Genomic DNA, 20201 nt, shown 5'->3' with positions numbered 1-20201 from the left:
CGAGGGCCCCCCCCCCCCCCCCCCCCCCTCGCCAAGTCCCGCGGCACCGTGCGCCTGCGCTCCAACGACTACCGGGACAAGCCGGCCGTGGACCCGCGCTACTTCACCGACCCGGAGGGCCATGACATGGCCGTCGCGGTGGCCGGCATCCGGCTGGCCCGGGAGATCGTCTCCCAGCCGGCGATGGCGGAGTGGGCCGGCCGGGAGCTCGCCCCGGGCGTGGAGGCGCAGACCGATGAGGAGATCGCCGACTACGTGAAGCGGACCCACAACACCGTGTACCACCCGGTGGGCTCGGTGCGCATGGGCGCCGACGACGACGCCATGAGCCCCCTGGACGCCCGCCTGCGCGTCAAGGGTGTGACGGGCCTGCGCGTGGCCGACGCCTCCGTGATGCCCGAGCACGTGACCGTGAACCCCAACATCACGTGCTTCATGATCGGCGAGAAGGCGGCACAGCTGATCCTGGCCGACCGCGCCTGACCACCACGCGGAAGCGGCGGGCCCCCCGGTGGGGACCCGCCGCAACTGCGTTCGGGGGCGGGCCGCGCGCCGGTCACGCGCGGCTCCGTCAGAGGGCGATCACTCGCCGGAGGTCTCGACGGCGGAGTCCTCCACTGCCTCACCCTCTACGGCCTCGCCCTCCACCTGGGCGGCGGAGCCGGTGTGCTTGACCTGGATCTTGCGCGGCTTGGCCTGCTCGGCCACCGGGATGGTCAGCAGCAGCACGCCGTCGCTGTAGTCGGCCTCGATCTTGTCCAGGGCCAGGCCCTGGCCGAGGTTGAGCTGGCGGGCGAAGGTGCCGGCCGGACGCTCCTTGGTGAGCCAGCGACGGTCCTCCCCGGCGGGGGCCTCCTTGCGCTCGGCGCGGACGGTGAGCGTGCGCTCCTCGACGTCCACGTCGATCGAGCTCGGGTCCACGCCCGGCAACTCCACCTCGGCGACGAACACGTCGCCCTCGCGGTAGAGGTTCATGGGCATGGAGGCGGCGCCGGAGGTGCGGGCGAAGCCGGTCATCAGGCGCTCCATCTCGCGGAACGGATCAATGGGACGAGCCATGGTCGATCACTCCTCATGCAGGGCGGGCCGCTCCGGTTGAGCGGCGACTGTCCTGTGCAACGCCGTCCCCCCACGGGGTATTCCACGGAGTTGAGTCAGCCCCGCTCAACCCTGTCCAGGGCGGTCCGGAACGCCGTCTCCGCCTCCTTCCCGTAGGGCACGAACAGCACCTCGTCCACGGTGCCGCCCACCTCGTCCGCCATCGCGTGGCAGGTCTCGACGGCGATCCGCGCCGCGTCCTCCATGGGCCAGCCGTAGATCCCCGCGGAGATCGCCGGGAACGCGACCGTCCGGGCGCCGAGCCCGGCCGCCACCTTCAGGGACTCGCGGTAGCACGAGGCGAGGGTGTCGGACTTGTCGATCGTCTTGGCCCACACCGGGCCCACCGTGTGGACGACCCAGCGCGCGGGCAGGCGCCCCGCCGTCGTCGCCACGGCCTGCCCGGCGGGCAGCCCCTCCGGCAGGTCGGTCTCGCGCAAGCGGCGGCACTCGGCCAGGATCTCGGGACCGCCACGCCGGTGGATGGCGCCGTCCACGCCTCCGCCGCCGAGCAGGGTGGAGTTGGCGGCGTTGACGACGGCGTCCGCGCGCGTGGCCGTGATGTCCCCGGGAGCGAGGGTGAGCTGCATGGGTTCACCCTAGGCGCGGGTGGGCGCCGTCGGACAGGGCCGGTAGCCTCGGCCCCATGAGCACCCCGACGCCCACCGGACCGACCCCCACGCCTCCCGGCGGCGAGCTGCTGCCGCTGATCAGCCTCGCGGTGGAGCACGTGTTCGACACGCTCGGCCGGCAGTCCGTGTTCGCCCCGACGATCCTCGCCGTCGCCGCCGACGGCCAGCGCGGCATGTGGGAGCACCCGGACCTCGAGCCCGAGCAGGCGGCCGCCACGGTCGCGAAGATCAGCCCGCGCCCCACGCGGGCGGTGGCCGTGTTCGACGGCGAGATCGAGACGGCGGACGGGCCCCGCCCGGCCGTCGCGGTGGAGGCCTTCGACGCCGCCGCCCTGGCCTCGACCCGCATGGTCTTCCCCTATCTGCCCGGTGTGGCCGCGGCGGGCATCGCCGCCCGCGTCGACGGCGACCCGCAGGTCGTGGCCAACGGCCCCAACCCGCTCTTCGGCTGAGCCGCCCACCACGACGACGGCGCGCCGCGGCCTACCGTGTCCGTGCGGCCTGCGAGGGTGGGGTCATGGAGATCCTCAGCCTGCTGCTCGCCCTCATCCTCGGACTTGTGCTGGGTGCCCTGGTGGGCGCGTGGCTCATGTGGCGCCGGGCGGCCGGCGGCGGTGAGGAGGCCCGCCGGGCCCAGGCCGAGCTGGCCGCGCTGCGCACCGAGCACCAGGGGACGCGAGAGGAGCTCGCGGCCGCCCGGGCGGAGCAGCGCGCGCTCACGGCCGCGCGCGCCGAGGACGCCGAACGCCAACGCGCGGAGTCCCAGGTGATGTCCACGCTCGCCCCGCTGGGCCAGCGGCTGGCGGCGCTCCAGGAGCAGGTGAGCGTGCTGGAGCGGGACCGGGCGTCCCAGTTCGGCCGGCTCGGGGAGCAGCTCCGCGCCGCCGCGGCCACGGACCGGGACCTGCTGAACCAGACCACGTCGCTCATGGCCACCCTCAAGTCCACCTCCGCGCGGGGCCACTGGGGCGAGGCGCAGCTGCGGCGGGTCGTCGAGGCGGCGGGCATGCTCCACCACGTGGACTTCACGGAGCAGGCCACGCTGTCCGGCAAGGACGGCGAGCGCCTCCGCCCGGACCTCGTGGTGTCCCTGCCCGGCGGCAAGGCCATGGCCGTGGACGCCAAGGCCCCCATCGGGGACGCGCTGGCCGCCGAGGCCCTCGCGGACGAGCCCGGTGAGGAGGCGTACGAGCGGCGCCAGGCACTCGCCGCCCAGCACGCCGCGGCCGTGCGCCGCCACGTGGACCAGCTCTCCGCGAAGTCCTACTGGGCCGGCCTCGAGCACTCCCCCGAGCTGGTCCTGTGCTTCCTGCCCGCCGAGTCGCTCCTGGCCGCGGCCCTGGACGCGGATCCCGGGCTGCTGGACCACGCGTTCTCCCGGAACGTCGCGCTCGTCGCCCCCGTCTCCCTCCTGACCGCCCTGAAGTCCGTGGCCTACGCGTGGCGGCAGGACACCCTGGCCGAGAACGCCCACACCGTGGTGGCCAGCGCGAAGGACCTCTACGAGCGTCTCGGCACGCTCGGCACCCACCTGGACCGCATGGGCGGCTCCCTCAAGACCGCCGTGGACCGCTACAACCAGCTCGTCGGCAACGTCGAGTCGCGCGTGCTCCCCGCCGCCCGGCGCCTCCGCGACGTCGACCCGGGCCTGGCCCCCACGCCGGACATCCGCACGCTCGAGTCCGCGCCCCGGCCCCTGGCCGCCCCGGAACTGGTCGCGGGCGTGGAGGAGGACGAGCTGCGCCGTCGTCGGCAGGAGTCGGCGCGGGAGGCGTGAGCGGGGCCGGACGGGGGCCGGGCGGGTGGGCCGTCGCGGCCCCCGACGTCGTCTTTCCGTGCCCCGGGCCACTTGCTACCGTGAAACTCACAGAGAATTGCCAGGCCGCGCCGAGGGCCTGACCTGATGAGGAGGCCCCATGCAGTCCCGTCCGCTCCCCCCGCCGAGCAACGTCAACGAGCACGTCTCCCGCTTCGACCCCCGAGCGGCCGCCCAGGAGTTCGAACACGACCTCTCCCCGGGCATGCGTGACGAGCCGCTGCCCGGCGGCGAGAACGTCAAGCGCATCATCGGCCTCGTGGCCGGCCCCCTGCTCGCCGTCGCCCTGTTCCTGCTGATGCCGGGCGACCTCGGCGTCTGGCCCCGCCTCGTCGCCGCCACCGCCGTGCTCATGGCCGTGTGGTGGATGACCGAGGCCCTGCCCATCCCCGCCACCGCCCTGCTGCCGCTCGTCGTCTTCCCGCTCGGCGTGCCCGCCGAGGAGTCCGACGGCGGCATCACCTTCGACGCCGTCGGCGCGAGCTACGGCAACAACATCATCTTCCTGTTCATGGGCGGCTTCATGCTCGCCCTGGCCATGCAGCGCTGGAACCTGCACCGGCGCATCGCGCTCGGCGTCCTGAAGTTCATGGGCGCCAGGACCGTGAACCTCGTCCTGGGCTTCATGATCGCCACCGGGTTCATCTCCATGTGGGTGTCCAACACCGCCACCGCCGTGATGATGCTCCCCATCGGCGTGTCCATCCTCGTGCTCGTCCAGCGCTACGGCACGGACGGCGCCCTGACCGGGGACGAGGCAGCGGACCAGGCCGCCCGCCCCACCGCGCCCGCATCCGCGCCCGGCGAGGCCCCCACGCAGGCCGAGATCCGCTCCCTCACGAAGACGAACTTCGGCACCGCGCTCATGCTCGGCATCGCCTACGCCGCGTCCATCGGCTCGCTCGGCACCATCATCGGCACCCCGCCCAACACCCTGCTCGCGGGTCACATGGCCGCCGAGCACGGCGTGGAGATCGGCTTCGGCCAGTGGATGCTGGTCGGCGTGCCGATCGCCGTCGTGCTGCTCTTCGCGTGCTGGTTCCTGCTCACCCGCGTGCTGTTCCGCCCGGAGATCGACGTGGTCCCCGGCGGCCGCGACCTGATCGCCACCGAGCTGGCCCGCCTCGGCCGCATGAGCGCCCCCGAGGCCAAGGTCCTCGCCGTCTTCATCCTCGCCGCGCTGGCCTGGATCACCGTGCCGCTGATCTCCGAGTACGTCCTGGACCTGACGTCCCCGCTGCTCTCGGACGCGGCCATCGCCATGGTCGTCGGACTCATCCTGTTCCTCCTGCCGGCCGGCGGCGGGGCCGGGCGCGGCGTGCGCCTGCTCGACTGGGAGGCCGCGAAGGAGCTGCCGTGGGGCGTGCTCCTGCTGTTCGGCGGCGGCCTGGCCCTGTCCGGTCAGTTCTCCAAGTCGGGCCTGTCCACGTGGCTCGGTGAGCAGGTCAAGGGCCTCGGCGACATCCCCGTGTGGGTGCTCGTGGTGATCGCCGCCGTCGGCATCCTGCTGCTGACCGAGATGACCTCGAACACGGCCACCGCGGCCACGTTCCTGCCCGTCGCCTCCGGCGTGGCCCTGGGCACCGGCGTCGCCCCGCTCATGCTGGCCGCGCCCGTCGCCCTCGCCGCGACCTGCGCGTTCATGCTGCCCGTGGCCACCCCGCCGAACGCCATCGCGTACGGCTCCGGCTACGTGACCATCGGCCAGATGGTGAAGGGCGGCGTGTGGCTGAACATCATCGCCGTCGTGCTGATCTCCATCGCGTCGATGACCCTGCTCGTCTGGGTCTTCGGGCTCTGAGTCCCTGACCACCCGCCGGCCCGGAACGCCGAGGCCCGGGCACGCCGAGGCCCGCAGACGCGCCGCTACGCCGGCGTCGTGACGGCGAGTCTGCGGGCCTCAGCGAGGAGACGAGGGGCGCGGTCAGGCCTCGGCGTCGCGGCGGCGTCCGCCGAGCGAGCGGGACTCGTCACCCACCCGCTTGAGCTCGGCGCGCAGCTCCTTGGGCAGGGAGAAGATGATGTCCTCCTCGGCGGTCACCACCTCGTCCACCTGCCCGTAGCCGTACTCGGCGAGCAGCGCGAGCACCTCCTGGACCAGCACCTCGGGCACGGACGCGCCCGAGGACAGGCCCACGGTGGCCACGCCCTCGAACCAGGACTCGTCCACCTGGTTGGCGAAGTCGACGCGCTCGGCGCGGGAGGCCCCGTACTCGGCGGCGACCTCCTTGAGGCGCACCGAGTTCGAGGAGTTCGCCGAGCCCACGATGATCACCAGGTCGCACTCCGGCGAGATCGACTTGATGGCCGCCTGCCGGTTGGAGGTGGCGTAGCAGATGTCGTCCGAGGGCGGGTCCTGCAGGTTCGGGAACCGCTCGCGCAGCACGGAGACGATCTCGAGGGTCTCGTCCACGGAGAGCGTGGTCTGGGAGAGCCAGATCAGGTTGTCCGGGTCGTCCACCTGGACGGTGCGGGCCTCGGCGACGTCGTTGATCACCGTGGTGTGCTCGGGCGCCTCGCCGAACGTGCCCTCGACCTCCTCGTGGCCGTCGTGGCCGATCAACAGGATCCGCTTGTCCTGCTTGGCGAAGCGCACGGCCTCGCGGTGCACCTTGGTCACGAGCGGGCACGTGGCGTCGATGGTGTGCAGGTTGCGCTGGGCGGCCTCCTCGACGACGGCCGGGGACACGCCGTGCGCGGAGAAGACGGTCAGGGCGCCCTCGGGCACCTCGTCCAGCTCGTCGACGAACACCACGCCGCGCTCGGTCAGGGTGTCCACGACGTGCCGGTTGTGGACGATCTCCTTGCGCACGTACACGGGGGCGCCGTGGTGCTCGAGGGCCTTCTCGACGGCGACGACGGCGCGGTCCACGCCGGCGCAGTAGCCACGGGGGGCGGCCAGCAGCACGCGCTTCTCACCGGACACGGGCGCGGCCGCCTCCACCTCCTCACGGGATCGGCGAACGCGCGGGACCTGCGGCATCCCGAGGCCGACGGCGGACGGACGGGCGGAGACGGAGGGAGTGGACATGCCCTCCATGCTATCGGCCGGGACGCAGACCGGGCCCGGGCTTCGCCGCGGGCTCAGCGCGACGTGACGTCGGCCGCGGTGTGGGAGCGGCCCACCGCGGGGGGACCGTCCACCCGGGCGGCACGGACCCGCCCACGCCGAGCGACCCACAGCTCCGCCAGGGCCAGCAGCAGGCCCGCGGCCAGCACGATCCAGCCCAAGGTGGTCAGGGTCTGGGGGTAGGGGGCGACGGCGGCCGCGAACGCCGGGCCCGCGGCCTCCTCCATCTGCTGGACGAACGCGGCCACCCCCGGGGAGGCCCCCTCGGGCGCCGTGAGGTGGACCGCGTCCGGACCCAGACGGGCGCCGCCGATCAGCCCACCGACCAGGGCGACCGCACCCGCCACGGCCACGGCGGGGCCCCGCCGCCGTCGGGGGGCGAGCAGCAGGGCGCCCACGAGCGCCAGCACGGAGGCCGCGGCGGCCCAGCGCCAGTGCGCGGAGGCGTCCACCCAGCGGTGCACGGTGGCCCGATCCGTGCCGTCCAGGGCGTCGATGCGCGCGTCCATGCGCAGCGCGGTGCTGTCCCGCAGCTCCGCGGCGCGGTCGTACAGGGGCGCCAGCAGCGTGTCCGCGGCCCAGTCGCCGACGTCCGCGCCCACGATCGTCTCCAGCAGCGCCTGCCCGGGCAGGTCGAACCGGTCCTCGCGCAGGTCACGTTCGATGTCGCCCAGGGCGGCGGTGATCCCGGACTGCGCGACGGGACCGAACGGGATGGTCACGTCCGCGCCCGAGCCGGGCTCGTCCGCGCCCTGCGGGTCCTCGAGCTGGGCGAGCCAGGCGCGCCGGGCCTCGTCAGCGGTGTCGGACCAGCCCTGCACCAACTGCGGGTCGTCCGCCACGCGCTGGGCCAGCGGGCGCAACAGGTCCTCGGCCGTCTGGGCCAGCGGGCCCGGCACCTGCTCGGGGATGGCGTCGTGCACGACGTCGTCGATCACCCCCGGCACGGCGGCGCGGACCTCGGGGTCCACGGCGACCTGCTCCGTCACCCCGCGCAGCAGCTCCGGGCGGTGCGTCGCCTCGTCGACGAGGGCGCCGGCCGTCGCGAGCACCGCCAGCAGGCCCGCCAGGGCTGCGACGAGGAAGCTGAGGGTGGTGCGCATGAGGTCCTTCCTTTCCGTTCCGTTCCGACCCCGTCGAGCGTACTGATCCTGGCCGGATGTTCCCCGGTCTGAGCGCCCCGACCGGGCCGGCGGCGGGTCCGGGGACGCCGGGGCGCCGTCTTGCGCGTCCGGTGAGGGCGGTACGGTGGGCCCGTGCCCGGGCGGACCGGGCGCGGACAGGAGGGACCCGGATGGACCAGCCCGTGACCGAGGGCGCCTCGGCGGCGTCGGACGTGCCCGTCTCGACACCCGCCCGCGCGGGCGAGACCTCCGCTGAGCGGCCGTGGCCCCTGCGCCGGCTCTCCGAGAACCTCAAGGCCCACATCGAGCGCGCCCCCGCCACGTGGATCGAGGGCCAGCTCATCGAGTTCAAGAACAACCGCGGCAACGTCTACATGACCATGCGGGACCTCGAGGAGGAGGTCTCCCTGCCGCTCACCGCCTGGCGGAACGTCGCCATGACCCTGGACGGGACCGTCCAGCAGGGCTCCCGCGTGGTGGCGCGCGTGAAGCCGAACTTCTGGCTCAAGGCCGGGCGCCTGTCCATGAACGTGCAGGAGATGCGCCCGGTCGGCCTCGGCGATCTGCTGGCCCGCGTGGAGCTGCTGCGCCGGGCCCTCGCCGAGGAGGGGCTGACCTCCCCCGCGCGCAAACGGCCGCTGCCCCTGCTCCCCCACCGGATCGGGCTCATCACCGGCCGGGACTCGGACGCGAAGAAGGACGTGCTGCGCAACACGCTGCTGCGTTGGCCTGCGGCCGAGTTCGAGATCCGTGAGGTCGCCGTGCAGGGAGCCGAGGCCCCTCGGCAGGTGGCCGCCGCGCTCGCCGAGCTCGACGCCGACCCGGCCGTGGACGTCATCGTCATCGCCCGCGGCGGCGGCGCGCTCGAGGAGGTCGTGCTCCCCTTCTCGGACGAGGCGCTGGTGCGCGCCGTGGCGGCGGCGCGCACGCCCGTCGTCTCGGCGATCGGCCACGAGGCGGACCGTCCGGTCCTCGACGACGTCGCTGACCTGCGCGCCTCCACGCCCACGGACGCGGCCAAGCGGATCGTGCCGGACGCGGCCCAGGAGGCCGCGGGACTCGCCGACGCGCGCCTGCGGCTGGCCTCGGCCGTCGAGCGCCGCGTGCGCGCCGAGGCCGAGGGGCTCGCGGCCCTGCGCTCCCGGCCCGTGCTGGCCCGCCCGCACGTGATGGTGGACACGCGGCAGGAGGAGACGGACCGGTGGCGCGAGCGCGGCCGGTCCGCCCTGGGCCACCGGCTCGTCCGCGAGGAGGACGCCCTCACGCAGCTGCGCGCCCGCGTCCGCGCCCTGTCCCCGCAGCGCACTCTCGACCGCGGCTACGCCGTGGTCCAGCACGCCGGACAGGTCGTGCGCGACGCGGACCAGGTCGCCCCGGACGACCGGCTCGACATCCTCGTGGCGGCCGGGCGGATCGCCGCGGACGTCGTCGCGACGCATCGGACCACCCCGACCCCATCCCACGAGAGGACACGACAGGCATGAGTGAACAGGGCATGGAGCAGACGCAGGACGCGGGCCGCCCCAGCGGTGTGGAGGGCTTCACCTCCGCGGACGTCTCGGACGTGGCCCGCATGAGCTACGAGCAGGCGCGCGCCGAGCTGGTGGAGACCGTGGGGAGGCTGGAGGCCGGTGGCGCCGGCCTCGAGGAGTCCCTGGCCCTGTGGGAACGCGGGGAGGCGCTGGCCGACCGCTGCCAGGCCTGGCTCGACGGCGCCCGCACCCGCCTCGACCAGGTGCGCGGCGAGGCCGCCCCCGACGCCGACTGACCCCGCCCCGCTTTCGTTCGGGAAACGGCGGCCTCCGCCACGCTTTCGTTCGAGAAACGGTGGGGGCGGGGGCCATTGGCCCCCGCCCCCACGCGGCTCGCTCCCGACGTCGGTCAGGCGGTCTGGTCCTCGTGCTTGCCCTCGCCCAGCTCCTCCACGACCTTGGCGTTGAAGGCGTCCAGGTCCTCCGGGGAGCGCGAGGTGGTCAGCCCGTTGTCCACGACGACCTCCTCGTCCACCCACTGGGCGCCCGCGTTCTTCAGATCGCTCTGCAGGGACGGGTAGCTGGTCAGGCGGCGGCCCTCCACGACGCCGGCCTCGATCAGGGTCCACGGGGCGTGGCAGATGGCCGCCACCGGCTTGTGCTGCTCGAAGAAGGCACGCACGAACGCCTGGGCGTCCTTGTTGACGCGCATGGCGTCCGCGTTCAGGGTGCCGCCCGGCATCACGAGGCCGTCGAAGTCCTCGGCCTTGGCGTCCTTCACCGTCGTGTTCACCTCGAAGGACTCGCCGTGATCCCAGTCGGACTGCATCGCGGTGATGGTGCCGGACTCCGGCGAGACGAGCACGGGGGTCGCGCCGGCGGCGATCACGGCCTCCCACGGGGAGGTCAGCTCGACCTGCTCGACGCCGTTGGTCGCGAGGAACGCGACGGTCTTGCCGGTCAGCGGGGCATTCTGGTTGGCGTTCTCAGTCATGGGTCCACCTTTCGGATCGGATCCGGCGCGCCTCTGCGGCGCCCGGTGTCCGTCCATCAACTCACCGCGGCCCGTGCTTGGCAAGGTCCGGCCACCACTGCCCGCCCAACGCGACGACGGCGGCGCTCAGCCCGCCAGCAGCCGACGGCGGGCGGCCGCGACGTCGAAGTCCGCCTCCGGCCAGTCCAGCCCCATCCCCTGCAGAGTCTCGATGATCAGCTGTTGCACCGCCAGCCGCGCGAACCACTTGCGGTCCGCTGGCACGATGAACCACGGCGCGTCCTCGGTGTCCGTCCGCTCGATCGCGATCCGGTACGCGTCCATGTACTGGTCCCAATAGGCGCGGTCGTCGAGATCGGCCTCGCTGAACTTCCAGTGCTTCGTGGGGTCGTCCAGGCGGGCCAGCAGCCGCTCGGCCTGCTCCTCCGGCGAGATCCGCAGCATCACCTTGACGATCCGCGTCCCCGCGGCGCGCACGGCCGCCTCGAACTCGAGGATCGCCCCGTACCGCTCCTCCACCTCGGCCAGCGGGGAGAGCCCGCGCACGCGGTGCACGAGCACGTCCTCGTAGTGCGAGCGGTCGAACACGGAGACCAGGCCGGGCCGCGGCAGGTGCGGTCGGATGCGCCACAGGAAGTCGTGGGCGCGCTCCTCCGGGGTCGGCGCCTTGAACGCGTGCAGGTGGACGCCCTGCGGGTCCATCGCCCCGATCACGTGACGCATGATCCCGCCCTTGCCGGCGGTGTCCATGCCCTGCAGGACCACCAGCAGGGACGGCACCTCCCCCACGGGCGCGTCGCGCACCGACTGGGCGAACAGCAGCTCCTGCAGGTCGGCGAGCGCCCCGCCGCGCGCGGCCAGGTCCTTCTTGCCCTTCGCCTTGTCCCCGCCGTAGCCGGGCGTCGCGGCGGCGTCGACGTCGGCCGGGCCCCGGACCTCGTCCCCGCGGCGGGCGGCGAACAGCTCCCGCGCGGGGGCGTCGAAGACACTGTGGCCGTCGGTGGCGCGGGCGGGTCGGCCCGCCTCGGCGTCCGAGGTGTCACCCATGGCGCTCCCTCCAGTCCTCGAGGAAGTCCTCGAGGCGGTCCAGGGCCACGCTCAGGTCCTCCACGCTGGGCAGCGTGACGAGCCGGAAGTGGTCGGTGTGCGGGTAGTTGAACGCCCCGCCGTGCGAGACGAGGATCTTCTTCGCCCGCAGCAGCTCGATGACGAACGCCTCGTCGTCGTCGATCGCGTAGACCTCCGGGTCCAGCCGCGGGAACAGGTAGAGGGCGCCGTGGGCCGGCTGCACGGACACGCCGGGGATGGCGTTCAGGCGGTCCTGGGCGAGGTTGCGCTGCTCGAGCAGCCGACCGCCGGGCAGGACGAGGTCGTTGATGGACTGGTAGCCGCCCAGTGCCACCTGGATGGCGTGCTGCGCGGGCACGTTGGCGCACATCCGCATGTTGGCCAGCAGGGTCAGGCCCTCGAGGAAGTCGGCGGCCCGGTGCTTCGGCCCGGACACGGCCACCCAGCCGGAGCGGTAGCCCGCCACCCGGTAGGCCTTGGACAGGCCGGAGAACGTCAGGGTGAGCACGTCGTCGGACAGGCCGGCGGCGTTGATGTGGCGGGCGCCGTCGTAGGTGATCTTCTCGTAGATCTCGTCCGCCATGAGGACGAGGTTGTGGCGGCGGGCCACGTCCACGATGCCCTGCAGCACGGCGCGGGAGTAGACCGCGCCGGTGGGGTTGTTCGGGTTGATCAGGACGATGCCCTTGGTGCGCTCCGTGACGAGGGACTCGATGTGCTCGAGGTCGGGCTCCCAGCCCTCCTCCTCGACGCAGCGGTAGTGCACCGCCCGGCCCCCGGCCAGGGTGGTGGCGCCGGTCCACAGCGGGTAGTCGGGCGAGGGGACGAGGATCTCGTCGCCGTCGTCGACCAGGGCCTGCAGGACCATCGTGATCATCTCGGAGACGCCGTTGCCGATGAACACGTCGTCCACGCCGATGTCCCGGATGCCCCGGGACTCGTAGTACTGCGAGACAGCGGTGCGCGCCGAGTAGATGCCCTTGGAGTCCGAGTAGCCCTGCGCGTGCGGCAGGTGCTGGTGAATCGCCGCCAGGACGGCGTCCGGCGCCTCGAAGCCGAACGGGGCCGGGTTGCCGATGTTCAGCTTCATGATCCGGTGGCCCGCGGCCTCCATCCGCTGCGCCTCCTCCAGGATGGGGCCGCGCACGTCGTAGCGGACGTTCAGCAGCTTGGCGGACTGGCGGATCTGGCGGGGATGCGGGGTCGGCATGCCCCCATCATGGCACCCCCCGGGCGGTGTGCGTCACAGTCGCGTTCGTGCGACGCGGGCCGGCACCCCGACCCCGTGCGAGCTCAGAACCAGGGGTCGCGGGGCACGAACCAGTCCTCGGGCGCGTCCTCCAGGCCCTGGTCCACCAGCCAGTACTGCGCGGCCTCGGCGACAGGAAGCGGGTCGGCGCCCGTGGTGAGCCGTTCGAGCTCCCGCAGGCCGTCGCCGTCGAGGGCGGACATCACCTCGGCGATGCGCTGTTCGGCGTCGTCGTCCAGCGTCGCGGCGGAGCCGACGGCGGTCAGGCGCCCCTCCGGGAGCACGCGGCCGTCGTCCTCGAGCGGGACGAGCGTGTTCGCGTCGATCTCCGGATCCGTTCCGGTCAGCAGCGCGACCTGGGCCTCGTCCGCGACGACGGCGGCGGTCGGGTCCTCGGTGTCGGCCAGCCAGGTCTCGGGTCGGCAGCCGGCGAGCCGGTCCAGGCGGGCGCGCAGGGCCGTGGCCGCGTCCGGGTCTGCCGCGGCGGTCAGGGCCGGGGGTGCGACGGCGGTGAGCGACTCGCACCGGCCGTTGAGGTCCGTGATCGACTCGAGCTCGAGCCGGGCCGCGGTGGTCTGGGTGACGGCCGCGGTCAGGCGCAGCACGCCCGCCGACGAGGACAGCGCCGCCGGGGCCTCGGCCTGCGGCGTCCCCGCCGCGGCCGTCTCCTCGGCGAGCAGCGTCTCCAGGACGCGCCCGGCCGCCGGGGCGTCGGCCGCGGGGTCGCCGACGGGCAGCGGGGTGGGGCTCGGGGCGGCGGTCGAGGCGGTGGCCGAGGGGGTGGGCACGGCGTCCGCGGACGTGTCGGCCTCCGTCTCGGCCGGCGTCGACGACGGGGTCGACGTCGGCGTCGGCGGGGACGGCAGCGCCGCTGCGGGGTCGGCGGCGGCGGCCAGGGCCAGGGTGTCCACGACAGCGACCGTGTCCCCGCCGGCGGCGGACCACGCGGGCTGCTCCACGGCGACGCCGTCCTCGTCCGCCACGGCGTGGCCGTGCAGGCGCAGGTGACGGGCCAGGACCGCCGCGACGGCGGCCTCCAGGCCCTCGCCGTCGTACACGACCGTGATCGGGGTGCCTGACGCCGAGGGCGTCGGCGGGGCGTCCGCCTGCGGCGCGCACGCCCCCAGGGCCAGCGACAGCACGAGGGCGGAGGCGGCGAGGGCCGCGGGGCGGCGGTGGGCGGGGCGGCTCACGCGGCCACCCCGGCACGGGCGAGCGCCTCGGTGACCCAGGAGGCGGTGCGCAGCCCGCTGAGCTCCGCGAGGTCGAACCAGCGCGCGTCCGTCGAGGATCCGCCGACCTCGGGGCGCAGGACGCCGCCCGTGATGCGGGCGGTGTAGAGGACCTGCACGGTGAGCAGGGGCAGCGGCTCGCCCCGCAGGCGCTTCTCCACCGGGATCGTCCCGGTCGTGACGCCCAGCAGGCCCGTGAGCTCGGCGGTGTGGCCGGTCTCCTCCCACACCTCGCGCAGGCACGCCTCCTCCGGGCTCTCGCCGAGCTCGATGCCGCCGCCGGGCAGCGTCCACTGCAGGAACTCGGGCCCCTGCCACGAGCTGAGCAGGACGCGGCCGCCGTCCACGATCAGGGCGTAGGCGCCGGCGCGCGTCTGGAACGGGCCGGCGGGGTGTGCTCCGGCGGCGTCCGGGGCGGCGGGGGTGGTGCTCATGGCTGCGGACTCCTGGCGGCAGTGGGACGGCCCGCGGCGGGCGACGCCGGGGCCCGGCCAGTCTACGAGCACCGCCCACCGCGAACAGCGGCACGGTCCACCGACCCGCGCCCTAGGCTGGAGGACCACCCGTCCCACCCCCGGAAGGAGCAGCGCCCGTGGACACCCCGCAGGACCCGCCCCGCCGGGACGACCCCTCCGGCGGCCCCGTGGAGCCGGCCGTCGACGCCGCCCTGGACCGGGTGCACGCCCTGCTCCGGCAGGCCCGCGTCACCGCGGCGCCCGACGCCCCGACGGCCCTGGACGCCCGCGGCTGGTGGGAGCTCTCCCTCGAGGCCGCGCTGCGCGACGAGCCCCGGGAGTCCGCCCGCCTCGCCGACTCCGGCCTGGCCGCGCTCGTGCCCGGCCAGGACGACGTCCGCCTCGCCCTGCTGCGGGCGCTCGCCGTCGCCGCGGGCCAGGTCGGGGACGAGGCCGCCCTGACCCGCTGGGTGGAGGCCCGGGCGGCGCTGCTGCGCCACCTCGGCCGGCCCCGGCAGGCCGGGCTCGAGTCCCAGCTCGGCGCCGCCCTCGTGCGCGATCCGGACACGGTCGAGGCGGCGGTGCTGGCCGGCGTCGTGGAGGACGAGCCGGGCGCTCCCGGCGAGGACCCCGGGGACACCGTCCTGCCCGAGGCCGCCCTGGCGCTGGCCGTGCACCGCGTGCACACCGGGGACCTGGACGCCGCGCTCGAGCTGGCCCGCCGCGTCATCGCCGTCCTGGGCGGGCTGCGCGCGGCCGGTGCCCTGCTGCCCACCGGCTCGTGGTCCAGCGCGCACCTGCTGCTCGCCCGCCTGCACCTGTGGCGGGGCGAGCACGCCGAGGCGGACGCGGCGGCCGCCGTCGTCACCGCGCTGCCCGCCGCCCGCGCCGTCCTGGCCTCCGCCACCACGGTGCGGGCGATCGCCGCCCACGAGCTGGACCGTCCGACGGCGGCCCTCGACCTGGCGCTCGAGGCGGCGGAGCGGATGGCCTCGGTCGGGCTGCGGCGCGGCGCCGCCTCCGCGGCGGCCCTGGCCGGGCGCGTGGCCGGCGACCTCGGCGGGTACGAGGAGGTCGCCGTGGCCGCGTGGGAGCTGGCCTCCGTGCACGCGGAGAAGGCCGAGGCGCCGGAGGCCTCGAGCCTGAGCTACTGGTGGGCGCACCAGCTCGTGCTCGCCGGCCGCGCCGACGAGGCCGAGCCCCTGCTCGCCCGGCTGGTGCGCCGCGAGGCCACCCACGGCCGGGACGTCGAGCAGGCCCGTGCCCTCGTGGACCTCGGCCACGCCCACCACGACCAGGACCGCGCCGAGAACGCGCTGCCCCTGTGGCGGGAGGCGGCCGGCCTGTTCGAGGCCCACGGCCAGTGGGAGGACGCCGCGCGCACGCTCCTGGCCGCCGGCGCCCTCGTGAACCGCGAGCGCGACGAACGCACCCGTCCCGCCGCCCTCGACCTGTTCGAGCGGGCGGTCGCGGCCGCGCGCCAGGCGGTGGACGAGGACCCGGCGGTGCTGCCGGCCGCGCTGCACGCGCACGGGTACCTGCTGTGCGAGTCCGGCCAGGCGGAGGGCCTCGACCTCCTCGAGGAGGCGCTCGCCCTCGTGCGGGGCGCCGGCGCCGACTGGCAGGTGGCCGACTACACGGACACCCGCGCCCGGGCCCTGTGGTCGCTCGAGCGGGGGCCGGAGGCGATCGCCACCGCGCTGCAGGCCGCCGACCTGTTCACGGCCGCCGGGGACCGCGAGGGCGCCGCGCAGGCCGAGCTCTTCGCCGCCTACGTGGTGGCCGAGGACGGCAGCCCCGAGCAGGCCGCGACGCTCTTCCGCCTGGTGTGCGACTCCACCGACTCCACGCTCGTGCGCCTCGGCGCGCTCACGGGCCTGCACCAGTGCCTGTCCGCCCTCGGGGACCACGACGGCGCCGCGCGCGTCCGGGACGAGCTCGACGCGCTCCGGGAGGGGCTCGGCGCGGACTGACCGCCGCTCGAGGCGGCGGCCCGGCGGCCCGGCCCGACGGTGGCGGCAGCCGTCGCGGGTCAGAGGCCGACGCGGGCCAGGGCGGCGTCGGCGGCGGCACGGCGGGCGGCCCGCACGGCGCGGGGTGCGGTCGGCTGCGCCGCGAGGGCGGCGAGGACGATCGCGACGCGGGCCGCCAGCGCCACCTCGTCGACCTCGGTGCGGGCGTGGCGCCGGAACCGTGCGGCCACGGCGTGCAGCGCGGCGCCGCCGGCACCGAGGTCCACGGCGCCCGCCTCGAGATGGGCGATCAGGACGGCCCAGTCGTCCACGCGGTGTCCCATGCCCAGGTCGTCGGCGTCCAGCACGCCGGTGATCCGCTCCCCCGCCGCGTCCACGTGCAGGTTCCCCGGGTGCAGGTCGCCGTGCACGGGCACGCGCGGGCCGGGGTCCCCGGCCGCGAGCGCCGCGCGGATCCGGTCCGCCCGGGCGGCGGCCTCGTCCTGGGCCTCGGGGTCCAGCACGACGGCGGCCCACGTGGCGTGCTCGAGCAGGACGGCGGGTCCGCCGTCGTCCGCGGCCGCCCCGGCCGTGGGGCCCGCCGGGCCGGGGGGCTCCTCGGGCACCGGCGGCAGCCGGTCCAGCAGCGCGGCGACCCGCGCGGGGTCGAGCGCGGCGGCCTCGGGCCCGGCCAGCAGCGCCCGCCAGGGCAGGCCCGGCACGCTGGCGAGCGGGAGCACCCCGTGCTCCGGCGCCGCGCGGACGGCGGGCACCGGCACCCCGGCCGCCCCCGCCGCGGCCATGCGCCGGGCGACCCGTGCGGCCCGCGCGGGCGGGAGCACCTTCAGGAACGTGCGGGCCACGACGCCGTCGTCGCCGGTCGCCTCGACGGCCAGGACCGCGCGGTCCCGCGGCCGGTAGCCGCGCCACGTGAGGCGGGCCCGGCCCGGCGCCGTGCCGATCAGGGCCGCGAGCGCGTCCGGATCGGCGGTCAGCGTGAGGCCCGGCAGGACGGGGTCGGCGGGGGCCCACCACCACAGGGTGCCGTCCTCCAGGATCCCGCGCTCGCCCGGGACGGGCGGGCACGCCGCGCCGGGGGCGGCGGGGTGTCGGGGGTCGCGGGCGAGGACGAGGGTGCGGGAGCGGACGCGGGCGTCGCCCGCGCGTCCGGTCATCACGTCCAGGTCCAGGACGCGCGCGAGCCGACGTCCCCGCTGCAGGTGCAGGGCGTCGGCTCGGGTGCGCAGCCAGCGCTCGCCCGACGCGCGGACGGCCTGGCGCGCGGCGGCTCGGTCGATGCTCACGGGCGCGCCCGCCCGGCGGGGCTCAGCAGGCCCGGCGCCGCGCCAGGACGTTGTCCAGGTCCAGGGCGGCGATGTCCTGCTCGGCGGCGGCGCTGATCTGATCGTCCGCCGTGCGCGCGGCGTCCTGGGGCCGGGTGTCCGCGCCGGTGGGGGCGGGGGTCTCGAGCGGCGCCGGCAGGGGGCGGGCCATCTCCGGGGCGTCCAGGTAGGTGGGGCGCGGCACCGCGGGGATGGTCACCGCACGGTCCGCTGCGGGGGCGGCGGCGGAGGCGGTCACCACCACGGGCTCGGCCCGGGACGCGGCGGGCGCGGCGGCCGGACGCGGCGCCTCGGTCTCGAAGGCCAGCACGGTCTCCAGCACGCGGCGGTCCCGCTCGGGGTCCGCGGGCGGGGCCTGCCGCTCCTCGGCCGCCGGGGCGGTGGGGCGCTCCGGGACGACGACGGCGGCGGGCCGGGCGCGACGGGTGCGGTCGCGGACCGCGAGGGCCCGCAGGCCGGCCAGCCCGGCCACGGCGAACAGGAGCGACCAGCCTGCCAGGGCGAGCGTGCCCGCGCCGAACGCCGCGGCGAGCCCGGCCACGAGGAACACGAGCAGGGCCACGAGGACGGCGAGGAACAGCGCCGTGCGCCCCCACCGGATGTGCAGGCCGGTCCGGCCGCGGGCGGCGCGCGCCGCGTCGGCGGCGGCGCTCAGGCGGCCCGAGAACCGGGCGGTCAGGGCACGGACGGCGGGCGAGCTCTGCAGGCGGTGCATGAAGGACCTCGGCATCGACGGGCGGGCGGGGGCGGACGCGAGACGATGGCGGCGCAGCACGAGCCGCCAGGCCAGGAAGGCCACGAGGGCCACGATGACCAGCGACGCGCTCACCCGGGCGTCGGCCAGCGCGTCGAGCGCGGCCTGCACGGCCCTCGTCGGCGCGGTGGTCTCGTCCATGCCGTCAGCCTAGCGCCGGAGGCGGACCGGCCCGGCCATCGCGGCGTGTCCGCACGCGGCGTGTCCCGCCGGACCGCTCAGGGGCGCGGCCGGGTGGCCAGCCACCGGGCCAGCAGGCCGTCGGGGACCTCCTCGGCGGTCACCGCGAACGTCCGGTGGTCCCGCCAGGCGCCGTCCACGTGCAGGTACGCGCGCCGCAGGCCCTCGTCGCGCAGGCCGAGCTTCGCCACGACCCGCAGGCTGGCCGCGTTCTCCGGGCGGATGTTGACCTCGACCCGGTGCAGACCGGCGCTGCGGAACGCCCAGTCCGTCGCCATGGCCACGGCCGTCGGCGTCAGCCCCCGGCCGGCCTCGCGACGGTCGATCCAGTAGCCGATCGAGCCGGAGAGCACCGAGCCGTACTGGATCCCGCCCAGGGACAGCAGCCCCACCAGACGGTCCCGGTCCGGGCGGTCGTCGTCGAGGACCATGCCCCACGTGTAGGCGCTGCCGTCCCGGCCCTGGCGGCCGTGCCAGCGGACCATCTGCCCGAACGACGCCGGGCCCGCGCCCGGCACGGGGCTCGTGGCATCCCACGGCGTCAGCCACTCCCGGTTGTGCGCCCGCTGCTCCTCCCACGCCTCCCGGTCCCGCCGCCGCAGCGGCCGCAGGGCGAGGGTGCTGTGCCGCAGGGTCACGGGCCAGGGGGAACGCTGCCAGGACATGGCGTCGATCCTATGCGCGGCCGGGCGCGGCACCGGTGCGGCGGGCATCATGGGGACATGCGCACTCCCCCTCCCGTGCCCGAGCCCGCCGCCACGGGCCCCGTCGCCGGCGTCGACGACGTCGTGGACGCCAAGGCCGCCCTGCGTGCGCGCCTGCGCACCGCCCGCCGCGACCGCTCCCCCGCGCGCCGCGCCGCCGAGTCCGCGGCCGCCGTCGAGCACCTGTGGGCGTGGCTGGGTCCGCGCGTGGCCGCGGCGACCGCGGACGGGACCGCCCCGGTGGTGGCCACCGTGCTGCCGATGGCCACCGAGCCGGACACCGGTGGGCTGCGCACCCGCCTGCTGGCCGCGGGGGCGCGGGTGCTCGTCCCCGTGATCGAGCCGGAACGCCGCCTGAGCTGGGCTCCGTGGCACCCGGAGGCCGCGACGGCGCGCGCGGCGAACGCCCCCGTGGACGAGCCCGTGGGCGAACGGCTCGGGTCCGACGCGCTGGCGGCGGCGACCGCGGTGGTCATGCCGGCGCTCGCGGTGGCCGAGGACGGGATGCGCCTGGGCCAGGGCGGGGGCTACTACGACCGCTTCCTCGCCGAGCTGCCGCGGAGCGTGCCGACCGTGGCCCTCGTGTTCGAGGACGAGCTGCTGCCGGCGGGCGCCATCCCTGCCGAGCCCACGGACCGGCCCGTGGACGGCGTCGTCACCGCGGCCGGGCTGCGCTGGGTCTGAGCCCGGCCCGCGGCGCGGAGTAGCATCGGGGGTCGGATCCCCCCAGAACCGCGCGCCCCGGCGCGCCCCGAGCGAGCTGGAGCTGAGCATGCCCACCTACGCCTACCGCTGCAAGGACTGCGGCCACGCCTTCGACGTCGTCCAGGCCTTCACCGACGACGCCCTCACCGAGTGCCCCGCGTGCGGCGGCGTCCTGCGCAAGCAGTACGGCTCGGTCGGCGTGAGCTTCAAGGGCTCCGGGTTCTACCGGACCGACTCGCGCTCCGGCACCGGGGGCACCGGCTCGGCCGGCGGATCGACCTCGGACTCGGCCGCCGGGTCCTCGACGTCCTCGACGTCGTCCTCGTCCTCCGCCGCCGCGGACTGACCCGGCC

The 20201-nt window shown here is 75.8% G+C and carries 21 protein-coding genes; 9 read left to right on the top strand and 12 right to left on the bottom strand.

The window, feature by feature from the left end; genetic code table 11:
* On the top strand, positions 1 to 483 hold a 483-nt coding region (locus NR072_RS09435), incomplete at its 5' end, for a GMC oxidoreductase (RefSeq protein WP_256836998.1).
* A 99-nt stretch (positions 484 to 582) separates the two neighbouring features.
* Here NR072_RS09435 and NR072_RS09430 read toward each other — a convergent pair.
* On the bottom strand, positions 583 to 1059 hold the full coding sequence (locus NR072_RS09430; RefSeq protein WP_041104345.1) for an Hsp20/alpha crystallin family protein: 477 nt from the start codon (positions 1057 to 1059) through the stop codon (positions 583 to 585).
* A gap of 95 nt (positions 1060 to 1154) precedes the next feature.
* Entirely contained in the window at positions 1155 to 1688 is a 534-nt protein-coding gene (locus NR072_RS09425) for an O-acetyl-ADP-ribose deacetylase (protein ID WP_256836995.1), read from the bottom strand.
* Positions 1689 to 1744: 56 nt separating this feature from the next.
* Here NR072_RS09425 and NR072_RS09420 point away from each other — a divergent pair, with 56 nt between their 5' ends.
* The 3 genes from NR072_RS09420 to NR072_RS09410 all read left to right on the top strand — a co-directional run bounded on the left by NR072_RS09420 (position 1745) and on the right by NR072_RS09410 (position 5347).
* Positions 1745 to 2182 (top strand): hypothetical protein, encoded by a 438-nt coding sequence (locus NR072_RS09420; RefSeq protein ID WP_051995311.1) that lies wholly within the window; start codon positions 1745 to 1747, stop codon positions 2180 to 2182.
* Between the two features lie 65 nt (positions 2183 to 2247).
* On the top strand, positions 2248 to 3507 hold the full coding sequence (gene rmuC / locus NR072_RS09415; protein WP_135101159.1) for a DNA recombination protein RmuC: 1260 nt from the start codon (positions 2248 to 2250) through the stop codon (positions 3505 to 3507).
* 139 nt (positions 3508 to 3646) lie between these two features.
* Positions 3647 to 5347 (top strand): DASS family sodium-coupled anion symporter, encoded by a 1701-nt coding sequence (locus tag NR072_RS09410; protein ID WP_256836991.1) that lies wholly within the window; start codon positions 3647 to 3649, stop codon positions 5345 to 5347.
* A 123-nt stretch (positions 5348 to 5470) separates the two neighbouring features.
* Here NR072_RS09410 and NR072_RS09405 read toward each other — a convergent pair whose 3' ends face one another.
* Positions 5471 to 6577: a 4-hydroxy-3-methylbut-2-enyl diphosphate reductase gene (locus NR072_RS09405; protein ID WP_134416874.1), complete on the bottom strand. Its 1107-nt coding sequence runs from the start codon at positions 6575 to 6577 to the stop codon at positions 5471 to 5473.
* Between the two features lie 53 nt (positions 6578 to 6630).
* A complete protein-coding gene (locus tag NR072_RS09400; RefSeq protein WP_095354149.1) occupies positions 6631 to 7719 on the bottom strand; it encodes a hypothetical protein in 1089 nt (362 codons plus the stop codon).
* A 191-nt stretch (positions 7720 to 7910) separates the two neighbouring features.
* Here NR072_RS09400 and xseA point away from each other — a divergent pair, with 191 nt between their 5' ends.
* On the top strand, positions 7911 to 9224 hold the full coding sequence (gene xseA, locus NR072_RS09395; protein WP_256836988.1) for an exodeoxyribonuclease VII large subunit: 1314 nt from the start codon (positions 7911 to 7913) through the stop codon (positions 9222 to 9224).
* Positions 9221 to 9508, top strand: a complete 288-nt coding sequence (locus tag NR072_RS09390) for an exodeoxyribonuclease VII small subunit (RefSeq protein ID WP_256836986.1) — start codon at positions 9221 to 9223, stop codon at positions 9506 to 9508. Before xseA ends, NR072_RS09390 begins: the two co-directional genes overlap by 4 nt.
* A 113-nt stretch (positions 9509 to 9621) precedes the next feature.
* Here NR072_RS09390 and NR072_RS09385 read toward each other — a convergent pair whose 3' ends face one another.
* From NR072_RS09385 to NR072_RS09365, 5 genes are all read right to left on the bottom strand, one after another.
* Positions 9622 to 10206, bottom strand: a complete 585-nt coding sequence (locus NR072_RS09385; protein ID WP_049160326.1) for a type 1 glutamine amidotransferase domain-containing protein — start codon at positions 10204 to 10206, stop codon at positions 9622 to 9624.
* Between the two features lie 126 nt (positions 10207 to 10332).
* On the bottom strand, positions 10333 to 11253 hold the full coding sequence (locus NR072_RS09380) for a PPK2 family polyphosphate kinase (protein ID WP_230259668.1): 921 nt from the start codon (positions 11251 to 11253) through the stop codon (positions 10333 to 10335).
* Positions 11246 to 12484: a pyridoxal phosphate-dependent aminotransferase gene (locus tag NR072_RS09375; protein ID WP_256836984.1), complete on the bottom strand. Its 1239-nt coding sequence runs from the start codon at positions 12482 to 12484 to the stop codon at positions 11246 to 11248. The genes NR072_RS09380 and NR072_RS09375 overlap by 8 nt, the downstream gene beginning before the upstream one ends.
* Positions 12485 to 12567: 83 nt before the next feature.
* A complete protein-coding gene (locus NR072_RS09370; RefSeq protein ID WP_256836982.1) occupies positions 12568 to 13716 on the bottom strand; it encodes a glycine betaine ABC transporter substrate-binding protein in 1149 nt (382 codons plus the stop codon).
* Positions 13713 to 14189, bottom strand: a complete 477-nt coding sequence (locus NR072_RS09365; RefSeq protein ID WP_036381048.1) for an NUDIX hydrolase — start codon at positions 14187 to 14189, stop codon at positions 13713 to 13715. Before NR072_RS09365 ends, NR072_RS09370 begins: the two co-directional genes overlap by 4 nt.
* Positions 14190 to 14347: 158 nt before the next feature.
* Between NR072_RS09365 and NR072_RS09360 the strand changes: the two genes are divergently transcribed.
* Positions 14348 to 16183 (top strand): hypothetical protein, encoded by a 1836-nt coding sequence (locus NR072_RS09360; protein ID WP_256836980.1) that lies wholly within the window; start codon positions 14348 to 14350, stop codon positions 16181 to 16183.
* A 59-nt stretch (positions 16184 to 16242) separates the two neighbouring features.
* On the opposite strand, the gene NR072_RS09355 is transcribed toward NR072_RS09360, so the two are convergent.
* The 3 genes from NR072_RS09355 to NR072_RS09345 form a co-directional block, all read right to left on the bottom strand.
* Positions 16243 to 17466, bottom strand: coding sequence for a phosphotransferase (locus NR072_RS09355; protein WP_256836979.1), 1224 nt, complete (start codon positions 17464 to 17466; stop codon positions 16243 to 16245).
* Between the two features lie 22 nt (positions 17467 to 17488).
* Complete coding sequence (locus NR072_RS09350; protein WP_144825267.1) at positions 17489 to 18400, bottom strand: hypothetical protein; 912 nt, start codon at positions 18398 to 18400, stop codon at positions 17489 to 17491.
* Positions 18401 to 18477: 77 nt separating this feature from the next.
* Positions 18478 to 19104, bottom strand: coding sequence for a GNAT family N-acetyltransferase (locus NR072_RS09345; RefSeq protein WP_044659461.1), 627 nt, complete (start codon positions 19102 to 19104; stop codon positions 18478 to 18480).
* Positions 19105 to 19161: 57 nt separating this feature from the next.
* Between NR072_RS09345 and NR072_RS09340 the strand changes: the two genes are divergently transcribed.
* A complete protein-coding gene (locus tag NR072_RS09340; RefSeq protein ID WP_256836978.1) occupies positions 19162 to 19827 on the top strand; it encodes a 5-formyltetrahydrofolate cyclo-ligase in 666 nt (221 codons plus the stop codon).
* An 88-nt stretch (positions 19828 to 19915) separates the two neighbouring features.
* Positions 19916 to 20194, top strand: coding sequence for an FmdB family zinc ribbon protein (locus NR072_RS09335; RefSeq protein WP_049147734.1), 279 nt, complete (start codon positions 19916 to 19918; stop codon positions 20192 to 20194).
* Positions 20195 to 20201 lie beyond the last annotated feature (7 nt).

The organism is Micrococcus sp. Mcc89 (assembly GCF_024519795.1).
Lineage (GTDB): Bacteria > Actinomycetota > Actinomycetes > Actinomycetales > Micrococcaceae > Micrococcus > Micrococcus luteus.
This window is presented reverse-complemented; position numbering and strand designations above follow the sequence as displayed.

Excerpts from the sequence above, each read along its gene's own strand:
- NR072_RS09345 (WP_044659461.1), bottom strand. The coding sequence starts at position 19,104 with ATGTCCTGGCAGCGTTCCCCCTGGCCCGTGACCCTGCGGCACAGCACC.
- NR072_RS09405 (WP_134416874.1), bottom strand. The coding sequence starts at position 6,577 with ATGTCCACTCCCTCCGTCTCCGCCCGTCCGTCCGCCGTCGGCCTCGGG.
- NR072_RS09335 (WP_049147734.1), top strand. The coding sequence starts at position 19,916 with ATGCCCACCTACGCCTACCGCTGCAAGGACTGCGGCCACGCCTTCGAC.
- NR072_RS09385 (WP_049160326.1), bottom strand. The coding sequence starts at position 10,206 with ATGACTGAGAACGCCAACCAGAATGCCCCGCTGACCGGCAAGACCGTC.
- NR072_RS09410 (WP_256836991.1), top strand. The coding sequence starts at position 3,647 with ATGCAGTCCCGTCCGCTCCCCCCGCCGAGCAACGTCAACGAGCACGTC.
- NR072_RS09375 (WP_256836984.1), bottom strand. The coding sequence starts at position 12,484 with ATGCCGACCCCGCATCCCCGCCAGATCCGCCAGTCCGCCAAGCTGCTG.
- NR072_RS09430 (WP_041104345.1), bottom strand. The coding sequence starts at position 1,059 with ATGGCTCGTCCCATTGATCCGTTCCGCGAGATGGAGCGCCTGATGACC.
- NR072_RS09365 (WP_036381048.1), bottom strand. The coding sequence starts at position 14,189 with ATGAGCACCACCCCCGCCGCCCCGGACGCCGCCGGAGCACACCCCGCC.
- NR072_RS09425 (WP_256836995.1), bottom strand. The coding sequence starts at position 1,688 with ATGCAGCTCACCCTCGCTCCCGGGGACATCACGGCCACGCGCGCGGAC.
- NR072_RS09390 (WP_256836986.1), top strand. The coding sequence starts at position 9,221 with ATGAGTGAACAGGGCATGGAGCAGACGCAGGACGCGGGCCGCCCCAGC.
- NR072_RS09420 (WP_051995311.1), top strand. The coding sequence starts at position 1,745 with ATGAGCACCCCGACGCCCACCGGACCGACCCCCACGCCTCCCGGCGGC.
- NR072_RS09350 (WP_144825267.1), bottom strand. The coding sequence starts at position 18,400 with ATGGACGAGACCACCGCGCCGACGAGGGCCGTGCAGGCCGCGCTCGAC.
- NR072_RS09380 (WP_230259668.1), bottom strand. The coding sequence starts at position 11,253 with ATGGGTGACACCTCGGACGCCGAGGCGGGCCGACCCGCCCGCGCCACC.
- NR072_RS09400 (WP_095354149.1), bottom strand. The coding sequence starts at position 7,719 with ATGCGCACCACCCTCAGCTTCCTCGTCGCAGCCCTGGCGGGCCTGCTG.
- rmuC (WP_135101159.1), top strand. The coding sequence starts at position 2,248 with ATGGAGATCCTCAGCCTGCTGCTCGCCCTCATCCTCGGACTTGTGCTG.
- NR072_RS09340 (WP_256836978.1), top strand. The coding sequence starts at position 19,162 with ATGCGCACTCCCCCTCCCGTGCCCGAGCCCGCCGCCACGGGCCCCGTC.
- xseA (WP_256836988.1), top strand. The coding sequence starts at position 7,911 with ATGGACCAGCCCGTGACCGAGGGCGCCTCGGCGGCGTCGGACGTGCCC.